Origin of the sequence: Lysobacter capsici (assembly GCF_014779555.2) — a bacterium.
Classification (GTDB): domain Bacteria; phylum Pseudomonadota; class Gammaproteobacteria; order Xanthomonadales; family Xanthomonadaceae; genus Lysobacter; species Lysobacter capsici.
In genome coordinates this window covers 5,655,926-5,671,528 of sequence record NZ_CP094357.1, presented here as the reverse complement: position 1 = coordinate 5,671,528, position 15,603 = coordinate 5,655,926, and the positions used below count along the sequence as shown (strand labels likewise).

Genomic DNA, 15,603 nt, shown 5'->3' with positions numbered 1-15,603 from the left:
AAAGCCGCCTTGCTTGTGCAGGGCGGCTTTTTGTTTGGGTGCTCAGCTGAGCGCCGCCTTGGTTCTGGGCATGCGTGCATAAGCGCCGCAGAGGATTGCGGATAGCGCTGAATGCTTGAGCGTCGTAATGACGGGTACGCCCGCGAACTCTCAATCCGTCATTCCCGCGAACGCGGGAATCCAGTGACTTTGCTCTATGAGTGCGAAGACTTCCGCGAGACTTCGTGCGCTTTCGCGAAAGTCGCTGGATTCCCGCGTTCGCGGGAATGACGGTAGGTTAGGGCGGCGCTGCGGCTAATCCGTCGCTTCGGTTGGCAAGCGAGTAATCACATCAGGCGAGTAACGACATAAACAAACCGGATGCCCGGAAGATCTCCGGACATCGGCGACTACGCAAAATTTAGAATTACTTAGAACCGATACGTCACCGACAGCGACAACTCGCGCCCCGGCGACGGAAAGCCGATATACCTGCCCGAGCCGGCCTGATAACCGTAGGTGCCATGGTCGTAATAGAACCGGTCGAACAGGTTGTTGACCACCGCGCCCAGCTTGAGCCGGTCGTCGCCGAGCAGGTTCCAGTTGGCCATCACGTCCACCACCGCGTAGCCGGGCTTGTCCGGCGCGCTCGGCGCGATCGAGTTGCGCTCGTCCTCGACCAGGCGCGCGCGCACCGCGTAGTTGGCCTGCTGCGACGCCGGCTGCCAGTCGAAGCGCGCGGTCCAGGTGCGGCCGATGCTGGTGCCCAGACCCAGGTCGGCGTCGTTGAGCGGCCGGTCGTTGAAGGTGTTATCCGAATTCCACACGCCGACGCTGACGCCCATGCGCTGCCAGCGCTTGCCGATCTCGGCCTCGTAGCCCTCGACCTTGGCGGTGCCGATGTTTTCCCAATAGCCCCAGGCCGCGCCGCCGTCGTAGACCGCGGAAATGTAGTTCTTGATGCGCTGGCGATACGCGGTGGCGCGGGCGAAGTAGCCGTCCTTTTCCCAGGACACGCCGAACTCGAGGTTGTCGGCCTGCTCGCCGTCCAGATCGCCGCGATGGGTGTACAGCGCGCTGAAGAAGGCTTCGCGGATGGTGACGCCGCGGAAGGCTTGCGAATAGGCCAGGCGGAAGGTCAGCGGCTCGATCGGGGTCCATTCGATCGAGGCGTTGGGGCTGGCCTTGGCTTGGCTGTTCTTCGCACCGGCGCTGACGCCGGCCTTGCCCTCGTGGCGGTAGTCGTCGTAACGCAGGCCGGCCGACAACTTCCATTGCGGCGACAGCGTCCAGTGGCCTTGCGCGTACGCGCCGAACACCCGCGCGGTCTGCTCGGTGCGGCCCCAGAACGGCGGCGGCGTGGCCTGCTGGCGCGCGTGCAGACGGTCGCCGCGGTAATCCAGGCCGTAGGTCAGCGACAGCGCGTCCCAGGTCGAGGTGTTGCGCAGGTCCATGCCGGTGCTGGTCTGCTCGCCCCAGCTGTAGAGAATGCCGGTGGTGTTGCGACGGTTCTCGTAGCTGCTGCGGGTGCGGTAGGCGGTGAAGCGCGCATCGACCGCGTCGCCGTCGGGATCGAAGCGGTGTTCGTAAGACACCGTGTCGCGACGCATCTGATGATCGGACAGGATGTAACGGCCGGTGAAGTTGGTCATGTGCGGCCGTTCGTAGTACGTGCCGGTGTCGTCGAGGTGTTCGGCCGACAGGTCGAAGCTGTGCGCGTCGAACACGCCGCTGAGCTTGAACTGGGCGCGCTCGTGTTCGAACGCGGTCGGCTTGACCCGGTCGCCGTGGCCGTCTTCGTAGTCGCCGCCGTCCTGGTAGACATAGGTCGCCAGCACGCCCAGATGATCGGACAGGCGGCCGTAACCGGCGAGCACGCCCTTGCTGCTGTTGCCGCCGTTGAGGCCGGCCGCGCCCTTGATCAGGAAGCCGGCGTCCTGGCCCGGTCGCAGCAGGTCGAAGGCGTCGCGGGTGCGCACGCGCATCGCGCCGGTCAGCGCGCCGGCGCCCTGGGTGGCCGCGCCCGCGCCGGCGTCGAGTTCGATCGACTTGATGAATTCGGGTTCGATCTGCACCCGGGTCTGGTGGTGATACAGCTCGGCCGGCTCCTGCGCGCCGTCGATGGTCACGTTGAGCAGGGTGTCTTCGAAGCCGCGCACGTAGACCTTCTGCGCCACCGGCGAACCGCCGCCGACGGCCACGCCCGATTCGTTCGACAGCAGATCGCTCAGGTCGGAGGCCTGGGTCAGTTCGATCTCGCCGCGGTCGAGGTCGAAGTTGCCCGGTTCGCGCTCGGCGACGACGGTGATCGAATCCAGGGTGCGCGCGGCGTCGCCGCTGTCGGACGCATCGGCGGCATGGACGGCGCCGGCGAACGGCGCGCAGGCGAGCAAGGCGCAGGCGAGGGCGGCCGGGCGAAGCGGACGGGAGACGGCAACGGTCATGAGCGGGCGATCCTTCGGGTCAGGCGCAGCGCCGCGCGGCCGGGCCGTGACAGGCCGGTCGGGGGCGGGTGCGATAAGGGGAAGGCTTCCGCTGGCTGCTGGTGCGCGGGGCGCTGGGGCGGGCGAAGCGTGCGCATTCTGCGGGCGCGGACCGGATGATGCAAATGCGAGCGGCTATCGATTCGATGGCTGCGCGCACGCGTGACGGTGTCCGCTGCGGGGTCCGGTCTTCGTTGCCTGCGCGATGCGGGCGCGCGGCGCCACGCACGCCTGGGCCGTAACGCGCGTTGCACGCGCGCACGCGCCACAATCGCCTTCACTACCCGCCTTTGGAGCCCGCCCGATGTCCGACGCCTTTCATCTGTCGATGCCGTGGTGGGAGTACTTGGTGCGCGCCTGCATCGTCTACTTCGTGCTGCTGGGCATGATCCGGGTATCGGGCAAGCGCTCGATGGGCCAGTTCACTTCGTTCGACATGCTGCTGGTGGTGCTGCTCGGCAATGCGGTGCAGAACGCCTTGCTCGGTTCCGACAATTCGGTCAGCGGCGGCTTGATCCTGGCGGCGACCTTGATCGTGCTGAACTGGACGGTCGGCTATGTCGCCGCGCGCAGCGCGCGCGCCGAGCGCGTGCTGGAAGGCGAGCCGGTGGTGCTGGCGCGCGACGGCCATGTGTTCCGCGACGTGCTGCGCCGCGAGTTGGTCAGCCGCGCCGATTTCGAGAAGGCGATGCGCGAGAACGATTGCGACGAGATCGACCACATCGGTCTGGCGATGCTGGAGACCAATGGGCATATCACGATCTTGACCAAGGCCAAGTAGCCGCGCGGAAAGCTCAATTGCCGCCAACGCTGCCACGATAGCGCCCTGTAGGAGCTGCGCAAGCTGCGACCGCGACATCCGGCTTACGACGCCACTGCGATGTCGCGGTCGCAGCTCGCGCAGCTCCTACAGGGGGATACGAAACGGCGCAGCGTTGGGTGACTGCGAACTCAGGCTTCGGCTTCGCCCAGCCAATCGCGCGGGACCAGATACTGCGCCAGCTTCGCCTCGTCGCTGTCGGCTTCGGGGCTGAAGCCGTATTCCCAGCGCACCAGCGGCGGCAGGCTCATCAGGATCGATTCGGTGCGGCCGCCCGATTGCAGGCCGAACAAGGTGCCGCGGTCGAACACCAGATTGAATTCGACGTAACGGCCGCGGCGGTACAGCTGGAACTGGCGCTCGCGTTCGCCGTACGGCGTGTCGCGGCGGCGTTCGACCAGCGGCAGGTAGGCATCGAGAAAACCGTCGCCGACCGCGCGCTGATAGGCGAAGTCGCGTTCGAAATCGCCATGCAGGTCGTCGAAGAACAGACCGCCGACGCCGCGGGTTTCGTTGCGATGCTTGAGGAAGAAGTATTCGTCGCACCAGCGCTTGTGCGCCTGGTAGCGTTCCTCGCCGCCGAACGGTTCGCACAAGGTGCGCGCGGTGCGATGCCAGTGGCGCACGTCTTCGTCGAACGGGTAGAACGGGGTCAGGTCGAACCCGCCGCCGAACCACCAGGCCACGGTCTCGCCGTCGCGCATCGCGCGGAAATGGCGCACGTTGGCGTGGGTGGTGGGCAGGTAGGGATTGTTCGGATGGAACACCAGCGACACGCCGACCGCGCGCCACGAGGCGCCGGCCAGTTCCGGCCGGGCGGCGGTCGCCGACGGCGGCAGTTTCGTGCCCGAGACGTCGGAGAAGCCGATGCCGGCCTGTTCGAACACCTTGCCGCCGCGCAGGATGCGGGTGCGCCCGCCGCCGCCCTCGGGGCGTTGCCACAGGTCCTCGGCGAAGCGGGCTTCGCCGTCGGCTTGCTCGATGGCGGCGCACAGGCGGTCCTGCAGGCCGGATAAATATTCGCGTACGCGGTCGAAGTCGCTCATGGGCGCATTCTAGCGGGGGTGCGTATTGCTTGGCAGGGCTTTTGGGTGCTTGTGATTGCGCGGCCGCAGAAACTCGAAGTCGGCCGTAGACCCTCATTCCCTCATTCCCGCGAACGCGGGCTCCGCTTTGACTCGGCGAAGCCGAACATCCAGCGATTTTGCTTGAGCCTGAAGCCGCGCAGTCCATCCAGCGCTGCGAAGCTTGGAGCTCGCGAGAACAACAGCACACCCGAAGGGCGGCGCACATGGATGTGCGCCGTGCGCCACCGGGACAGGATGTCCCGTGTGGCGCATGCCCGCGTCTGCATCGATCGCGCGGGCCCTTGATTCAAAGAAAAGCATTTTTCTTTGGTTACTTTTCTTTTGTTGCTTTAGACAAAAGAAAGTGACCCGCCGCTTCAGCGGCGGAACGCTTTTGATCCCGCTTGCAGCTCTAAAGGCTGCACAGCTTCGAAGCTCTAGAGCTTATGAAGCCAGAGGCAAGATCAACAGCTTTCGTCCGCAAGCGGCCGAGTTACTTTCTTTTGTCAAAAGCGACAAAAGAAAGGTAACCAAAGAAAAACGCTTTTTGTGAATCAAGGGCCCGCAAGTGCGGAGCTTGCGCAGGCATGCGCCACACGGGACATCCATGTCCCGGTAGCGCACGGCGTGCATCCTGCACGCCGCCCTTCGGGTGTGCTTTTGCTAACGCGAGTAAGTGGCCTCGCAGCGCTGGATGAACTGCGCGGCTTCAAGCGAAAGCGGCATGGCCTACCTGTAGGAGCAGCGCGAGCCGCGACCGCGTCATTGCGACTAACTCGAACCCTTCATCGCAACTGCATTCCCGCAGTCGCGGCTCGCGCCGCTCCTACAGGATTACGGCGAACCAGGCGCATACGGGTGTGCTGTTGCTGACGCGAGTCAGTGGCTTCGCAGCGCTGGGTGAACTGCGCGACTTCAAACCCAAGCAAAAGCGGCATGGCCACCCTGTAGGAGCGGCGCAAGCCGCGACCGCGTCATTGCGACTAACTCGAACCCTTCATCGCAACTGCATTCCCGCAGTCGCGGCTCGCGCCGCTCCTACAGGGTTACGGCGAACCAGGCGCATACGGCTGTGCTGTTGCTGACGCGAGTCAATGGCTTCGCAGCGTTGAGTGAACTGCGCGGCTTCAAGCCCGAGCAAAAGCGGCATGGCCTACCTGTAGGAGCGGCGCGCGCCGCGACCGCGTCATTGCGACTAACTCGAACCCTTCATCGCAACTGCATTCCCGCGGTCGCGGCTCGCGCCGCTCCTACAGGGCTACGGCGAACCAGGCGCATACGGGTGTGCTGTTGCTGACGCGAGTCAGTGGCTTCGCAGCGTTGGATGAACTGCGCGGCTTCAAGCCCGAGCAAAGCTGCATGGCCACCCTGTAGGAGCGGCGCGAGCCGCGACCGCGAAAACGCAACTGCGGCGCAGGCAAGGTAACCAAAGAAAATGCTTTGTTGTGAATCAGAAAGTCGCAAGCTCGAAGCGGACGAGACACTCATGTCCCGATGACGCGCGACGCGCATCCGTGCGCGTCGCCATCCTCGTGTGCCGTTGCTAACGCGACCTGCTCGCTTCACCGTGCTGGCAGGTCGCGTAAGGCGGCGAATGGTGTTCTTGTCGGATATCGCGAAACGTCCTTCGACTTCGCTTACTTCAACGTCCGCTCAAACAACTCATAAATACGCCGATACTCGTCGTACCAAGCATCGGCATGCACGAAGCTGTGGCGCTCCAGCGGGTACGGCGCGATTTCCCACTTGTCCTTGCGCAGCTCGATCAGCTTCTGGGTCATCATCACCGAGTCCTTGAAGAACACGTTATCGTCAATCATGCCGTGGGCGATCAGCAGGTTGTCCTTGAGGCCGGCGGCGTACTCGATCGGCGAAGACTTCTTGTAGGCCTCCGGATCGAGCTCGGGCGTGTTGAGGATGTTGGCGGTGTATTCGTGGTTGTACTGCGACCAGTCCGAGACCGGACGCAACGCGGCGCCGGCCTTGAACAGGCCCGGGGCGCGGTACAGCGCCATGAAGGTCATGAAGCCGCCGTAGGAACCGCCGTAGATGCCGGCGCGGTCGCGGTCGCCGTGCTTGTTGGCGACCAGCCAGTCCAGGCCGTCCTGGTAATCCTCGAGTTCGGGATGGCCCATCTGCCGGTAGATCGCGGTGCGCCAGTCGCGGCCGTAGCCCTCGGAGGCGCGATAGTCGAGGTCGAGCACCACGTAGCCCTTGTCGACCAGCAGGTTGTGGAACATCTGCTCGCGGAAATAGTTCGGGTAGCGCGCGCTGACGTTCTGCAGGTAACCGGCGCCGTGCACGAACATCACGATCGGGTACTTCTTGTCCGGGTCGTAATTCTTCGGGCCGTAGAACTTGCCCCAGACCGTGCCGGCGCCGTGCTTGGACGGGACCTGCACGTACTCGGGCTGGATCCACTGGCGGTTCTTGAACTCGGGCTTGCGCGTGTCGGTGAGCTTGACCGCGTCGCCGCCGCCGGCATCGACCACCGCCAGTTGCGGCGGCAGGTAGCTTTCCGAATAACGCGCGAGCACCTTGCGGCCGTCGGGCGAGAGGGTGAAGTTCTCCACGCCGTCGAGCGCGGTGACTTCGCGCACCGCGCCGCCGTTGCGGTCGACCGCGCAGACTTCGTAATCGCCCGGCCACTTGCGATTGCACAGGAAGAAGAAGGTCTTGCCGTCGGCGGCCAGTTCGGGCTCGGACACTTCCCACTTGCCCGAGGTCAGCGCGCGCGGCGCGGCGCCGTCCTGGCTGAGGTACAGGTGCGAGTAGCCGCTTTGTTCCGACAGCAGCCACAGATCGCTGGCGCCGCTCTTGCCGCTGTCGGGCAGCCAGCCGAAATCGTTGAAATTCCAGTTGATCCAGGCCTTGTCGGTCAGGCGGTGGCGGGTTTCCAGACGGGTCCGGGCCAGGTCGACCGAGGTCAGCCAGCGGTCCTTGTTGTCGATCGCGCGCACCAGCACCGCGGCGTGGCGGCCGTCGTCGCTCCAGCGGATCGATACGCCGCTGCCGTCGCCGTCGGATTCGATCCGCACCGGGCGCTCGCCCTTGAGCGGATCCTGCTTGGCGGCCTTGCGCAAGGCGGCGAGCGGATCGTCCTTGATGCCGGGCAGGCCGTCGAAGCCGAGTTCGCTGACCTTGGCGTTGGCCACGTCGACCAGCCACAGCTTCTGCGGCAAGGGATCGTTGCGGCCGACGCGGGTGCGGACTTCCTCGAATTCTTCGTAACCCGATTCGGTCACGTACTTGGGCATCTTGCCGCCGGTGCCGGCATCGCCCTTCTTTTCCTGGGTCACCACCAGCAGCCAGCGCGCGTCGGGCGACAGGGCGCTGTCGATGATCTCGACTTCGTCGCCGAGGTACACCGGCTTGGGCGCGCGGCTGCCGTCGCCGCGGCGCCAGGCCTCGTCCTGTTCGCGCGCGGCGTCGCGCTGGGCGCGGTCGTTGCGCAGGGTGTCGATGGTGGCGAGCTGATAATCGCGCAGCGCGTCGGCCTTGGGCGGCTGCGCGGGATCCTTCTCGGCGCGGACCTGCGCGGCCTGGCTGATGCCCTGACCGGCGCGCCACTGGTACCACTGGTTGTCGATCCGGAACACCAGGTTGCCGTCGCGGCTGAATTGCGGGCGCGACTCGGTGTCATTGCTGCGGGTGACCTGGGTCAACGCGCCGCTGCGCAGATCGCGCACGAACACGTCGCCGTTGCGCACGAAGGCCATGCGCGTGCGCTGCGCGTCGTAGGCCGGGTTGGCCGCGTCGAGTTCGTTGCGCGCGGCGCCGTCCAGGCGCTGCGGCGTGCCGCCGGCGACGCCGGTCTGCCAGGTATCGCGGATGATCCCGTCGTCGCGTTTGATCTGGTACTGCACGCGCTGGCCGTCCCAGGCCCACCAGGCGCGCTCGACCGGCGGTCCGATCCAGTCGGGATTGGCCATGGTGTCGGCGAGGGTCAGGGGCGCGGCGGCCTGCGCGAACGCAGCGGTGGACAACAGCGCCAGGGGCAGCGCGGCGAGCGTGGCAAAGGAGATGCGCATCGAGCGGGCTCTAGGACAAAAGTGGGCGCAGGTTAACAGTCCGGGGGCGGGCGTCGGGCCGGCCGTTGGTCATGGGGGGCGAGGATTGGCGGTGCGGTGGATGGCGCAGAAGCGCGGGCTTTGCAGGATCGGTGATTTGGTGGGTTCTGGCTGGACGATTCTTGCCAATCGCAGGAAGCCCCTCTCCCGCTTGCGGCGACCGAAGGGAGTGCAGGGCTGAGAGGGGCTGGGGTGAGGTGGGGCGCGCGATGAAAGGCGGCTCTCATCCGCCCTTCGGGCACCTTCTCCCGCTTGGCGGGAGAAGGCAGCAACGGCGCCATTGGACAAAACGTCTCAAGGTGAGCGGACGTGAGCGATACGGGCGGTGGTGGCGAGCGAAAAACGCTTCGTCGCCTTGCCGCGTTTTGTCGCACTGCGCATGCCGCGTCGAGCTACCGAACACGCGGCGATCATGAGACAGTGACGCCCGCGGTCGCGGTCCAAGTGCTTGTTCCAGCATGCCCGCGCGACGATGCGGCGTCGCGAACGAGGCCGCTGCAGACCTCCACCACATCACGCTCACCGCCTTTGCGGTTTATGTGATTCCACCGAGCCGCCGCTCCGCGTGCATGTTGCGGCGCAAAATGAACCCGCTGGCGCGATGTTCCGTGCCATGGAGGCAATGCACGTGGACGCCCTGTTGCTGTCGCGTATCCAGTTCGGCTTCGTGATCTCGTTTCATATCCTGTTCCCGGCCTTCACCATCGGCCTAGCCAGCTGGCTGGCCTTCGTCGAATGGCGCTGGCTGCGCACACGCGACACGCTCTGGCGCGATCTGTATTTCTTCTGGACCAAGGTGTTCGCCGTGTCGTTCGGCATGGGCGTGGTCTCGGGCATCGTGATGAGTTTCCAGTTCGGCACCAACTGGGCGGTGCTCAGCGAACAGGCCGGCAACATCCTCGGCCCGCTGCTGTCGTACGAGGTGCTGACCGCGTTCTTTCTGGAAGCGACTTTCCTCGGGGTGATGCTGTTCGGCTGGAGTCGGGTCGACGAAAAGATGCATTTTCTGGCGACCTGCATGGTCGCGCTGGGCACGCTGATCTCGACGTTCTGGATCATCTCGGCCAACAGCTGGATGCAGACGCCGACCGGCTACACGATCGTCAACGGCGTGTTCGAACCCGCCGATTGGTGGGCGATCGTCTTCAATCCCTCGTTCCCGTACCGCCTCGCGCACATGGTGCTGGCCGCGTTCATCACCACCTGTTTCGTGATCGGCGGCGTCGGTGCGTCGTACCTGCTGCGCGGGGTGCATGTCGAGGCAGGCAAGCGGATGCTGCGCGCCGCGGTGATCTTCGCCGCGATCACCGTGCCGATGCAGGTGTTCGTCGGCGATCTGCATGGCCTGAACGTGCGCGAGCATCAGCCGATCAAGGTCGCGGCGATGGAAGCGCATTGGGAGTCGGGCGAGCCGGGCGAGGGCGTGCCGCTGATTCTGTTCGCGGTGCCCAACGAAAAGGCCGAGCGCAACGACTACGAGGTCGCGATTCCAAAACTCGGCAGCGTGATCCTCACCCATACCCTCGACGGCGATATCCAGCCGCTCAAGTCGGTGCCGGCCAGCGAGCGGCCGCCGGTCAAGCCGGTGTTCTACGCCTTCCGGGTGATGGTCGGTCTGGGCATGGCGATGCTGGCGTTGGTGTTGGTGTCGCTGTTGCTGCTGTGGCGCAAGCGGCTGTATCAATCGCGCGCGGTGCTGTGGGGCTGGCGGGTGCTGACCATGAGCGGGTTCGTCGCGATCCTGGCCGGTTGGTACGTGGTCGAGATCGGCCGCCAGCCGTACGTGATCTACGGCTTGTTGCGCACCGCCGACGCGGTCAGTCCGATCGCGGCGGCCAGCGTGATGACCTCGCTGATCGTGTTCGCGCTGGTCTACTTCACCGTGTTCGGCGCGGGGTTTCGCTACATCGTCAAACTGATCCGCAAGGGCCCGCATCCGCACGAGCCGCCACCGCGCGCCGGCTTGGGCGACAAGACCCCGGCGCGGCCGCTGTCGGTGCCCGACGAATCCAGCGAGACCGGCGCATGAACCTTTCCATCCCAGGCGCATTCGCGACGATCGCACTCGGCGCGCGCGTTCGCACCCGCGCAAACGCACGCAACGGTCGCTTGATCGCGACCTCGCCCAGCAAGACGGAGTAGGACGATGGACTACTGGCTGCCGGTGATCTGGTTCGGCGTGATCGGTTTCGGCGTGTTGATGTACGTGCTGCTCGACGGCTTCGTGCTCGGCCTGGGCATCCTGGCGCCGTTCGCCGAGGACGAACATCAGCTCGATCACATGATGAACACCGCCGCGCCGATCTGGGACGGCAACGAAACCTGGCTGGTGCTCGGCGGCGCGGGCCTGCTCGCGGCGTTTCCCAAGGCCTATGCGCTGGTGCTGTCGGCGCTGTACCTGCCGGTGCTGTTGATGCTGATCGCGCTGGTGTTCCGCGGCGTGGCGTTCGAGTTCCGGTTCAAGGCCAAGCGCGCCAAATCGGCCTGGGGCGCGGCGTTTTCGCTGGGTTCGCTGCTGTGCGCGTTCGCCCAGGGGGTGATCCTCGGCGCGATCGTGGAAGGCATGCCGCTGCAGGGCGGCAAGTACGTCGGCGGCATCTTCGACTGGTTCAGTCCGTTCTCGATGCTGACCGGCGCGGCGGTGGTGTTCGGTTACGCCTTGCTCGGTTCGACCTGGCTGATCCTCAAGACCGAGGGGCGCATGCAGTTGATCGCGCGGACTCTGGCGCGGCCGCTGGTGTTGGTGGTGGCGGTGTTCATCGGCCTGGTCAGCGCGTGGCTGCCGTTCCTGGACTCGCGGATCATGGCGCGCTGGTTCGAAGACGGGAATTTCTACTGGCTGTTCCCGGTGCCGCTGCTGGTGGTCGCCAACGCCTGGGCGCTGTGGCGCTCGGTAATGCGCGAGGGCCGCGACGGGCATCCGTTCGTGTACGCGCTGCTGTTCTTCGTGCTCGGCTTCGCCGGGCTGGTGCTGGGCATCTGGCCCAACATCGTGCCGGGGCTGACGATCTGGGACGCGGCCTCGCCGCCGTCGTCGCAGGGTTTCGTACTGGTCGGGCTGGTGGTGCTGTTGCCGGCGATCCTGGGCTACACCTACTGGTCGTACCGGGTGTTCAGCGGAAAGATCGCGGCCGACGTGGGCTATCACTGACCGGCGCGGGGCGGGTGAGCGCGCGGGCGGGACGTCCTCGGTCCGGTCCGGCGAGCGTGCCGGCGAATCCTTCGGCGGACCGGCGTCCGCCGATCGCCCCACAGGCCGGCGGGCCTTACCACCCCCGTCCGGGCCTTGCGCTGAACATGAAAGTTCGCGTAGCGCGAGTGGGCAGGTATGCTGTGCATCACATCTGCGACGCAGAAAAACAGTCTCCCCCGGCTGTATCGCCCGCCCCATGCAAGCCTACGTATACAAAAGTCTCCGCAAGGCAGACACCTACGTTTTTCTGAGCGCGCGCGACGATTTCGCGCGCCTGCCCGACTCGCTGCGCGCGCAGTTGGGTTCGCTGCAGTTCGTGCTGGATCTGGAGTTGACCGAGCAGCGCAAACTGGCCCGCGCCGACGCCGCCCAGGTGCGGCAGAACCTGCTCGCCAACGGCTTCCATCTCCAGTTGCCGCCGTCGGTGGACGCGCCGTACTTCGCCGAGGCGCCGACGCCCGATGCCTGACGCTCCCATTGCGCGCGGCGGTGCCCGCACTCTCGGCCTGGCCCTGGCCGCCGGCCTGGTGCTGGCGCTGGCGACCGGTTTCGGCGGCAGCATCGGCGGCGCGGCGATCGCGCTGATCGGCGGCGCCCTGGCCCAACCCGCGTTCGCCCTGGCCGCGCGGCTGTGGCGGCGGCGCGACGCGGCGATCGACTGGAAACCCGAACTGGGCGCGCTGGCCGCGCTGTGGGGCGGCACGACTGCGGCCACCGCGGCGTTGGTCGCCTGGCCGCTGAGCGCGTTGCTGCAGAGCGGCTCGCTGCTCGCGGTGCTCGGCCTGAGCGTGGTCGCCGGGCTGATCCTGCTCGGCCTGTGGCGGCTGTGGCCACTGTGGCAGGCGGCCGAGCGCGACGGCGCGGCGCTGGCGCCGCAGTGGGCGCGCCTGGCCGATCTCGATGTCGGCGCCTGGCGCGGGCTGGGCGTGGCGGCGATCGTCGCCGGCCTGTCCGGGCTGGCGCTGGTGCTGGCCTGGCCGGGGTTGTTGAGCGAGGCGGTGCGCTGGTCGCTCGCGGTCGTGTTCGCGCTGGCCTCGCCGGCCTTGCACGTGCTGCTGCAGACGATCGCCCCGGCGCAGGCGCTGCCGGGCGTGGAGTTCGATCCCGAACTCGACACCGTCCACAACGCCGACGAATTGCTCGGCGAGGACGACCCGCTGGAGCCGGCGCTGTACGCCGCCGCGCGCACCGGCAAGGTCGAGCGCGCGCTGGAACTGATCGAGCTGGGCGCCGACATCGACGCCGCGCCGATCGGCGACGAGCGCGACCGCCGCAGCCTGCCGGTGCTGGCCGCGGTGCTGCCGGACCTGCGCCTGCTGCGCGAGCTGATCGCCCGCGGCGTCGATCTCAACGCCGCCACCGCCGGCATGACCCCGCTGCTGGCCGCGACCCGCGACAGCTGGCACGGCCGCCCCGACGCGGTCATGACCCTGCTGGCCAACGGCGCCGACCCGCGCCTGGCCGACCTGGACGGCAACACCCCGCTGCACCACGCCGCGCGCAGCTCCGACCCGGGCGTGGCCGCGCTGCTGCGCGACGCCCAGGCCGATCTGGACCCGCTCAACCACGACGGCCTGTCGCCGCTCGGCGTGGCCTGCGCCAGCGGCAATTGGCGCCTGGCCAAGTTCCTGCTCGAGCGCGGCGCCAAGACCGAACAGGCCGACGGCGTGCCGGCGCTGCTGGCCGCGGCCGGCGGCGAAGAGGACGATCCGGCCGGCGCGCTGCTGCTGCTCAAGCACAAGGCGCGGATCGACGCGCGCGACGGTCAGCGCCGCAGCGCGCTGCATGCCGCGTCGTTCGCCGGACATCTCGATATCGTCACCGCCCTGCTGGCGGCCGGCGCCGACGCCAACGCGATCGACCGGTTGCAGCGCACGCCGCTGCTCGAGGCCGCGCGCGGCGGTCGCGCGGCGGTGCTGGAACGCTTGCTCGAACACCTGCCGCAAGGCGGCGCGGCCGAGGCCAAGGCGCTCGACGCCGACGGCGCCAGCGCGCTGATCCTGGCCTGCCAGGCCGAAACCGCTTCGCCGCCGCTGGTGGTGCGTCTGCTCGACCTGGGCATCGATCCGGAACTGCGCGACCGCCAAGGCAAGCGCGCGGTCGATCGCGCCGCCGAGGCCGGACGCTGGTCGCTGGTCGCCGCGCTCGATCGCGCCTATCCGCTGCCGACCGCGGTCAGCGGCGAGGGCGACAGCGACGCACCCGACGGCGAGCGGGTGATCGTCGACCGCATGCCGGCCGCGCTGCTGCGCGACGGCCTGCGCGACGGCCGCGCCTCGGAACTGACCGGGCTGGCCAAGCTGCTGAGCCCGGCCGAACTGGGCGCGCAACTGTTCGAAGAAGACGGCCACGTACCGACCGCCGAACGCATCGACTGGCTGCTCGGCCAGGGCGCCGACGCCAATGTCTACGACGCCCACGGCGATACCGTGCTGTTCGCGCTGCTCGGTCAGGCCCCGGCCTCGCTGCCGGCGCTGCAGGCGCTGCTGCGCCACGGCGTGTCGCCGGCCGGCCGCGGCGGCCTGGGCCGGTTCCTGGCGACCTGCTCGGCCGGCGATCAGGCCGCGCGCGGGCTGGAACAGTTCGCGCTCGATCTGCTCGAACGCGGCGCCGATGCGTTTTCGCGCACCCCGGCCGGCGATCCGCCGCTGGCGATCGCGGTGCGGCTGGGCTGGTCGCGCCTGCTCGAGCGCCTGCTCGCCGCCGGCGTCGACCTCAATACCCGCGACAGCCACGGCATGAGCGCGCTGCATCTGGCCGCCGCGCTCGGCCGCGACGGCATGCTCAAGCGGCTGGTCGCGCACGGCGCCGATCCGAATCTGCTCGCCGCCGACGGCCAGACCCCGCTCGGCGTGGCCCTGGCCTCGGGCCGGCGCGATCTGGCCGACTGGCTGGACTGGCGCGGCTGGGCGCTGCCGCGGCGTCCGCTGCAGGCCGCCGACGTGCCGGCCGCGGCGATCGTCGGCGACGCCGACGCGGTGCGACGCTTGCTCGATCTGGGCCTGTCGGTCGATTCGCCCGACAGTCAGGGCTGCACCGCGCTGCTGCGCGCCGCCGGTGGCGGTCATCGCGCGGTCGTGGACCTGCTGCTCGCGCGTGGCGCCGACCCGCAGCGCGCGGCCAATTCCGGCGCGACCCCGCTGTCGGCGGCGGTCAGCATGCGCCATGGCGAAATCGTCGACCGGCTGGTGTCGGCCGGCGCCTCGCTGGAACAGCGCCTGCCCGGCGATCTGACCGTGCTGATGGTCGCCTGCGCGCTCGGCCTGACCGACCTGGCCGCGCGCCTGCTCGCCGCCGGCGCAGACGTCCAGGCGCGCGACGCGCAAGGCCGCATGGCCCTGCATTGCGCGGCGATGTTCGGCTTCACCGCGCGCGAACGCAGCCGTCTGGTCGCCTTGTTCGACACCTTGCTGCTGGCCGGCGTCGACGCCGACCAGTCCGCCGCGGGCGCGACGCCGCTGCTGCTGCTGCTCGGCGCGCGCGCCGAACCGGGCACCGCGGCCGACGAGGACGTGCTGATCGCCGGCCTGGAACTGCTGCTCGATCACGAAGCCTCGCTCGACGTGCAGGACCCGCGCGGCTTCGGCCCGCTGCACCTGGCCGCGCTGCACGGCCTGTTGCGCGTGGTGCAGCGCCTGCTGCGCAACGGCGCCAACCCGGACCTGCGCGACGCGCTCAACCGCACCCCGCGCGAGATCGCGGTGATGCGCGGTTTCGTCGATATCGCGGCCGAATTCGCGCCGAGCACGCCGTCGGGCAATGCCGGCAACGGGGTATCGATGGCGCGGTTTTTGCGCGGGCCGGGGAACTGAAGCTTCGGTTCGAAGCGATCGGGCATGAGCCGGCGGGCCGCGGCTGAGTTCGCGGCCGCTGTCGGGGCCTGCGCGGGCGTTTGAAGTTTCGCGGTCGCGGCTCGCGCCGCTCCTACAGGGCCGCGTGATGGGACGAAGCGACTGTAGGAGCGGCGCGAGCCGCGACCGCGCCAACTAAA

At 67.9% G+C, this 15,603-nt stretch carries 9 protein-coding genes; 6 read left to right on the top strand and 3 right to left on the bottom strand.

From position 1 onward, the window contains the following. Positions 1-410: 410 nt before the first annotated feature. Positions 411-2,423, bottom strand: coding sequence for a TonB-dependent receptor domain-containing protein (locus IEQ11_RS23305; RefSeq protein ID WP_191823647.1), 2,013 nt, complete (start codon positions 2,421-2,423; stop codon positions 411-413). Between the two features lie 343 nt (positions 2,424-2,766). Here IEQ11_RS23305 and IEQ11_RS23300 point away from each other — a divergent pair, with 343 nt between their 5' ends. After that, entirely contained in the window at positions 2,767-3,243 is a 477-nt protein-coding gene (locus IEQ11_RS23300; protein WP_046658236.1) for a DUF421 domain-containing protein, read from the top strand. 170 nt (positions 3,244-3,413) lie between these two features. On the opposite strand, the gene hemF is transcribed toward IEQ11_RS23300, so the two are convergent. Further along, positions 3,414-4,328, bottom strand: a complete 915-nt coding sequence (gene hemF / locus IEQ11_RS23295) for an oxygen-dependent coproporphyrinogen oxidase (protein WP_046658235.1) — start codon at positions 4,326-4,328, stop codon at positions 3,414-3,416. 283 nt (positions 4,329-4,611) lie between these two features. On the opposite strand from hemF, the gene IEQ11_RS23290 reads away from it, so the two are divergent. Next, a complete protein-coding gene (locus IEQ11_RS23290) occupies positions 4,612-4,902 on the top strand; it encodes a hypothetical protein (RefSeq protein ID WP_247024654.1) in 291 nt (96 codons plus the stop codon). A 1,084-nt stretch (positions 4,903-5,986) separates the two neighbouring features. Here IEQ11_RS23290 and IEQ11_RS23285 read toward each other — a convergent pair. Next, positions 5,987-8,380: a S9 family peptidase gene (locus tag IEQ11_RS23285; RefSeq protein WP_191823562.1), complete on the bottom strand. Its 2,394-nt coding sequence runs from the start codon at positions 8,378-8,380 to the stop codon at positions 5,987-5,989. Between the two features lie 667 nt (positions 8,381-9,047). Here IEQ11_RS23285 and IEQ11_RS23280 point away from each other — a divergent pair. From IEQ11_RS23280 to IEQ11_RS23265, 4 genes are all read left to right on the top strand, one after another. Beyond that, a complete protein-coding gene (locus IEQ11_RS23280; RefSeq protein WP_191823561.1) occupies positions 9,048-10,448 on the top strand; it encodes a cytochrome ubiquinol oxidase subunit I in 1,401 nt (466 codons plus the stop codon). A gap of 117 nt (positions 10,449-10,565) precedes the next feature. Continuing rightward, a complete protein-coding gene (gene cydB / locus IEQ11_RS23275) occupies positions 10,566-11,570 on the top strand; it encodes a cytochrome d ubiquinol oxidase subunit II (RefSeq protein ID WP_191823560.1) in 1,005 nt (334 codons plus the stop codon). A gap of 238 nt (positions 11,571-11,808) precedes the next feature. After that, entirely contained in the window at positions 11,809-12,081 is a 273-nt protein-coding gene (locus tag IEQ11_RS23270; protein ID WP_046658232.1) for a YcgL domain-containing protein, read from the top strand. Continuing rightward, the gene (locus tag IEQ11_RS23265; protein WP_057922909.1) at positions 12,074-15,424 is read left to right on the top strand and encodes an ankyrin repeat domain-containing protein; all 3,351 of its coding nucleotides are present in this window, start codon (positions 12,074-12,076) and stop codon (positions 15,422-15,424) included. Before IEQ11_RS23270 ends, IEQ11_RS23265 begins: the two co-directional genes overlap by 8 nt. The last annotated feature ends 179 nt before the right edge of the window (positions 15,425-15,603 follow it).

Excerpts from the sequence above, each read along its gene's own strand:
- IEQ11_RS23305 (WP_191823647.1), bottom strand. The coding sequence starts at position 2,423 with ATGACCGTTGCCGTCTCCCGTCCGCTTCGCCCGGCCGCCCTCGCCTGC.
- cydB (WP_191823560.1), top strand. The coding sequence starts at position 10,566 with ATGGACTACTGGCTGCCGGTGATCTGGTTCGGCGTGATCGGTTTCGGC.
- IEQ11_RS23265 (WP_057922909.1), top strand. The coding sequence starts at position 12,074 with ATGCCTGACGCTCCCATTGCGCGCGGCGGTGCCCGCACTCTCGGCCTG.
- IEQ11_RS23270 (WP_046658232.1), top strand. The coding sequence starts at position 11,809 with ATGCAAGCCTACGTATACAAAAGTCTCCGCAAGGCAGACACCTACGTT.
- IEQ11_RS23285 (WP_191823562.1), bottom strand. The coding sequence starts at position 8,380 with ATGCGCATCTCCTTTGCCACGCTCGCCGCGCTGCCCCTGGCGCTGTTG.
- hemF (WP_046658235.1), bottom strand. The coding sequence starts at position 4,328 with ATGAGCGACTTCGACCGCGTACGCGAATATTTATCCGGCCTGCAGGAC.
- IEQ11_RS23300 (WP_046658236.1), top strand. The coding sequence starts at position 2,767 with ATGTCCGACGCCTTTCATCTGTCGATGCCGTGGTGGGAGTACTTGGTG.